The 3,243-nt window shown below is 40.4% G+C and carries 2 protein-coding genes; one reads left to right on the top strand and one right to left on the bottom strand.

What is annotated here, in order from left to right:
* The coding region (locus tag Q1V93_RS17335; protein WP_300666415.1) for an ATP-binding protein at window positions 1-2,241 on the bottom strand (2,241 nt) is incomplete at its 3' end.
* A gap of 221 nt (window positions 2,242-2,462) precedes the next feature.
* On the opposite strand from Q1V93_RS17335, the gene Q1V93_RS17330 reads away from it, so the two are divergent.
* Window positions 2,463-3,243, top strand: a 781-nt coding sequence (locus tag Q1V93_RS17330) for a PA0069 family radical SAM protein (protein WP_300666414.1), incomplete at its 3' end; no start/stop codon positions are given.

Genomic DNA, 3,243 nt, shown 5'->3' with positions numbered 1-3,243 from the left:
TTTGTAGGTATCCTTGTTTCGCTGAACGGTTGTAAACAAGTTCCGGATGGTCAGTTTCAATTCATCGGGAGAAAAAGGCTTGGAAACATAGGCATCGGCTCCATGCTGCAAACCTTCCAGACGGCTTTCCAACGATGCTTTTGCGGAAAACAAGACTACCGGCAGGTGATTTGTCAGTTCATTCGACCGGATTTCCCGCAATAATTCAATTCCGTCTTTCTCAGGCATCATGATATCGGAAAGAACAATATCCGGTAAGTTTTCACGAATCAGATCAATGGCCTGCTGACCATTTTTCGCATGAATAATGTGGAAGTTTTCTTTCAAAACGGAAATACTGAAGGTTGCTGTATCCGGATCATCTTCTGCCAGCAAAAGCGTCGGAATATCCTCATTCGGAATACCGGAATCCGCCACCTGGTTTGCTTCCCGCACCGGAATCGTTACTGCAAAGCTTGTTCCGGACGAATTACTCTGAAGATCAATCGTTCCTTGTGCCAGGTCTACCAATTCTTTGACCAAAGACAAGCCGATTCCTGTTCCCGTTACATCAGAAGTATGTTTTCCCCTGAAAAAACGGCGAAACACCTTTTTCTGATCTTTTTTAGGAATTCCGGGACCGGTATCACTTACACGAATCAGCAATTGATTGTTCTCAATCCGGGAAACAACTTCAATTTCCGTATTTGCCGGGCAATATTTCACTGCATTTCCAATCAGATTCGACAGGATTTTCTCCAATCCGTTGGAAGGAAACGAATAATAGGTTCCGGAATGATTCCTCGTATGAGCGATTTGTATGTTTTTCGATTTTGCTTCACCGGCAAAGTTGTTGACAATCTGTTCGATAAACTCATCTACATCTCCATTGGTAAAATGAAGTTGAAAACTCCCCTTCCCCAGTTTCGAAGCATCGAGCAATTCATTCACCAGCCCAATCAGCTTCTTCGAGTTTCGCTCCATCAGCTCCAATTCATGCTGGTACGAAGAAGCCGTAGCTTGTTTCATTACCTGGATCGGGCCGTCGATAAGCGTCAACGGAGTTCTGATCTCATGAAAAATATTTTCAAAGAGTTTCAGTTTTTCCTGTTCGAATTCCTGTGTGATTTTCTTTCGTTGAAAGAGCAGATAGGTAATAGATCCTGCAACTAAAAACACAGAAATCGCGATAAACAAAAGGACATTCCGCTGGTTTTTATTTTTTTGGATTTCCTGTTTATGCAGCTGGATTTCCTTTTCCTTTTTTTCACTTTGGTATTTGATTTCCAATTCATCAATTTCTTTCTGCTTTGCTACGGAGAAAATGCGCTGACGGGCTTCTGTTTCCAGTTTTTTGTAGTGATAGGCATTTTTGAAATCGTGAATGGAATCATACAAAGCACTGATCCGCTCGAATAAAGCGGGCTTAAAGGTATCTTCCGGCCGATGTTCATTCGTTACAATCGCTTTTTTCATGTATTCAAATGCTTTCGGATAATTCTTCACCCCGAAATAATAATCTCCCAGGTTTTGATACGTAGTCATCATCGTGAGATAATCGTTCTTTTTGGAAGAAAACTCAAGGCTTTTGTTGTAATAGTAAATACAAGAATCCGGTTGCACACTTTGATACGCCGCTCCCAGGGAATTATAAACAGCAGCCACGTATTCGGTTTGCTTTTTCTTGAGCAGTGTTTTTTCTGCTTCTTTCAGCGTTTTAATCGACTCATCAAAAGATTGATTCATGATCTGCAAACCGGCCAGATTTGCCATAATCAATGCATAATACCGGTAATCATTTGCTTCTTTCTTCGCCTGCGCAGCCAGTTTCATGTATTTTTCCGCTTTGCCAATGTCACTCATGTAGAAATAACACACCCCTATTCCGTTGTAAATGGTTCCTGCAAGCGATTTTTCGTCGTGTTTTTCAGCTAGTTCAAGCCCTTTCAGATAAGCTGAGAGCGCTTTTTTCAGTTTGTTTTGTCTTTGATACGCTTCTCCGATCACCGAATATGAACGAATGACAACAACATAATTGTTTGTTTCCTTTCCGATAGCTCTGGCAACTTGTCCGTAATAGATACTGGAATCGGGGTTTTCCGACAAATGATAATTAGCCAGTTCGATGTTTAATTCCCCTTTTCGCTGTTCATTGGATGTTGCTATTAAGGAACGCAGGGAATCTGCCGTGTTCTGACTCAACAACTGTTGGGGTAAAAGTGCTAAAATGATCAGAATGAAGGAAAAAACAAAATTTGTCATATGGTCTTTATAAAGTGACTTGTATATAACTGTTCGAATTGTTTCATAAAAGTACTGAAATTCTTTGTAGCTCCCATTCTTATTGATTTAAACCAAAAATCACACTAGAGATTTAGTATGAATATTTTTTTCTGAGCACAAACAAAATGATTAATTAATAATCAAAAAAATATTAATAATTTATCTTAATTTTGTAAAACCACTTCAAATTCAAAGTAGTTATGTCTGATCCTTTATTCTATAAAAATGGTCGCGGAGCTCAAATCAATCCGCACAATCGCTTCTTTTCACAAGAAAAAGGAGATGATTTTGACGACATTGATCCGTTTGAGGAACCCGAATTGAAAACCAAATTCATTGAAGTTCACCCGAAGACGATCATAAATAAACTCACCAGTCCGGATGTCGGAATGTATTATTCCCTGAATCCGTATCAGGGTTGTGAACACGGCTGCACTTATTGTTATGCGAGACCAACACACGAATATTGGGGTTACAGCGCCGGAACCGATTTTGAGCGCGTTATTCTCGTAAAGAAAAATGCACCGGAATTGCTGGAAGAAGCCCTGAACAAGAAATCATGGAAAGTCCAAACGATCTCCATTTCCGGAAATACTGATTGTTATCAACCTTGTGAACGCGAATACAAAATCACGCGAAAATTGCTGGAAATCATGCTGAAATACAAGCATCCTGTGGGAATTATTACCAAAAACGCCTTGATTACGCGGGATCTGGATATCCTGGAAGAATTGGCAAAATTAAATTTGGTGGCAGTAAACATTAGTATCACGAGTTTAAAAGAAGAACTGCGGAGAAAACTGGAACCCCGAACCGCAAGCTCTCGCAAGAAACTGCAAGCCATTGAACTGCTTTCCCAACATGGAATCCCGGTAAATGTGCTGATGGCGCCGATCATTCCGGCATTGAATGACGATGAAATTTTTTCGATTGCAAAAGAAGCTGCAAATCACGGCGCGTTGAGCATATATCACCAAATTG

It is taken from the genome of Fluviicola sp. (assembly GCF_030151805.1).
Taxonomy (GTDB): Bacteria; Bacteroidota; Bacteroidia; order Flavobacteriales_D; family Crocinitomicaceae; genus Fluviicola.
This window is presented reverse-complemented; position numbering and strand designations above follow the sequence as displayed.